The organism is Kordia jejudonensis (assembly GCF_001005315.1).
Lineage (GTDB): Bacteria > Bacteroidota > Bacteroidia > Flavobacteriales > Flavobacteriaceae > Kordia > Kordia jejudonensis.
Genome location: NZ_LBMG01000121.1, coordinates 1 through 2,414, shown reverse-complemented (window position 1 = coordinate 2,414; position 2,414 = coordinate 1). Strand labels below are relative to the sequence as shown.

The 2,414-nt window shown below is 36.6% G+C and carries 1 protein-coding gene; it reads left to right on the top strand.

The window, feature by feature from the left end; translation table 11 throughout:
- A partial coding sequence (locus tag AA089_RS22850) for a non-ribosomal peptide synthetase (RefSeq protein ID WP_046759344.1) occupies nucleotides 1-2,414 on the top strand: 2,414 nt, incomplete at both ends.

Genomic DNA, 2,414 nt, shown 5'->3' with positions numbered 1-2,414 from the left:
GCGCAGTCGAGTCAACTGGCAAACTGTTTATTATCAGAATATAAGCTTGCAAAAGGCGATGCTGTCGGAATTCATTTAGATCGAAGTGAAGCGTACATCATTGCAATTTTAGGAATCTTAAAAGCTGGTGGTGTATATGTTCCGATTGATACAACCTATCCAAGTTCACGAAAGCAGTATATTTTAGAAAATGCAAACATACAACTGTTGATTTCTGATACGAATTACATGTTTGAATTGGATTATTATTCAGGAACTTTATTAGCGTTAGATGTCGAATTTGAAGCGAATCAGTTTTCTACGGAATTGGCTACAGAAGTTACACTGAAAGATACCGCGTACATCATTTACACTTCGGGTTCAACAGGAAACCCTAAAGGAACACCGATTACACATGATGCACTAGCGAACTATTTACAATGGGGAAAAAGTTGTTACTTAAATGATACAAACAAAGATTTCGGATTATTCACGTCTCCATCATTCGATTTAACCATTACTAGCATCTTTTTACCACTAATCAGTGGCGGAACGGTTACTGTTTTTGAAGAAGATCAAGATGTTTTATCACTATTAAAACGATACATAGAAAATGGAATCTCTTGCATTAAATTAACGCCTTCACATGTAAGTGCTTTGCAAGATTCACAGCTTAAAAGTGAAGAACTAAATGTGGCCATTTTAGGTGGAGAAGAATTAAAGAAAAGTCATGTTGAAGTTTTAAAAAGCATCAATCCAAACATAAAAATCTTCAATGAATATGGACCTACGGAAGCTACTGTGGGTTGTATGGTTCAAGAGGTTACGGCTGATGAAATCAACATTGGTCATCCGATCGCCAATACCCAAATTTACATTTTAGATGAGGATTTAAATGTTTTACCAATTGGCGGAACTGGCGAATTGTGCATCAGTGGAAAAGGCTTATCAAAAGGATATTTGAACCAAGAAACACTTACGCAAGAAAAATTCATCAATCATCCGTTTATAGATGGAGCAAAACTCTACAAAACGGGCGATATCGCCAAACGATTATCGGATGGAAACATTCAATACTTAGGCAGAAAAGATGATCAGGTAAAACTCAAAGGATATCGCATTGAATTGGGCGAGATTGAAACAGTCTTGGAAGCCTTGGAACATATCAAAGAAGCTGTCGTTCTTGTCAAAAATGAGCAATTAGTAGCATATATAATCACACAAGAAGCAATTGATCATAAATCCATTCAAAAAGCACTAGAAGCGCAATTGCCCAACTATATGGTGCCAAAACTCTATATGCAGTTGGAAGCATTTCCATTGACAAGTAACGGGAAACTTAACAAAAAAGCGTTGCCAGCGGCAAATGACAGTGCATATCAGAAAGAAGCGTATGTTGCGGCGACCAACGAAGTAGAAGAGAAGTTAGTACAAATATGGCAAGAGTTATTAGGCGTAAAACAAATAGGAATTTACGATAACTTCTTCGAGTTAGGCGGTGATTCTATCAAAGCGATTCAACTAGTTAGTAGAAGTAAATCTGCGGATATTCACTATCAAGTGAAGGATATTTTTAGTTATCAAACCATTGCGGAGATTGCTTTACACTTAAAAGAAGCTGGCGAAATCATTCAAGAAACAGGCGTTTTAGAAGGCGAACTTCTTTTACATCCAATTCAAAAACAATTTTTTGATCTTAATTATACAACGCAAAATCATTACAATCAATCGGTTTTACTAACGCTTTCAAAGCAAATCAAACCTGAAACGATTCAAAAAGCAATAGAACTGCTCGTGAATCATCATGATGCATTGCGATTAGAATTTGAAAAAGTAGAACATCAAACCTATCCACGACAAACCTACGGAACAACACTTCCAACATTACAAAGAGAAACGGCAAGTACAGAAGCTAATATCACAGCAATTTGCAATCAATACCAAGCCGATTTAGAAATTTACAACAAATCATTAACTCGATTTGTGCTCATTGAAACAGAAGACGAAAAAAACAGACTCTTTATCGGCGTACATCACTTGGCAATTGATGGAGTTTCCTGGCGAATTTTCTTAGAAGATTTTACCAAAACCATAGAAAACTTGCAAGCAGGAATTCCTGTAAGTTTCCCAGAAAAAGCAACTTCATACCGCCAATGGACACAGGCATTACAAGAATATACAACTTCGCCAGCATTACAAGGCGAACGCAGATACTGGAAAAAAATAATCAATAACTTTACATCATTACCTGTTGATACTGACTATGCAGACACAATTTCATATAGCGAAACACAAAATTACAGTGTTTCTTTGGATGAAAATGCTACGGAATCGTTACTAAAAGACATTCATGGCGCGTATGGAACGGAAATCAACGACATTCTACTCAGCGCATTATCACTAGCGTTACACGGCTGGATCAATTCAGAAAAAGT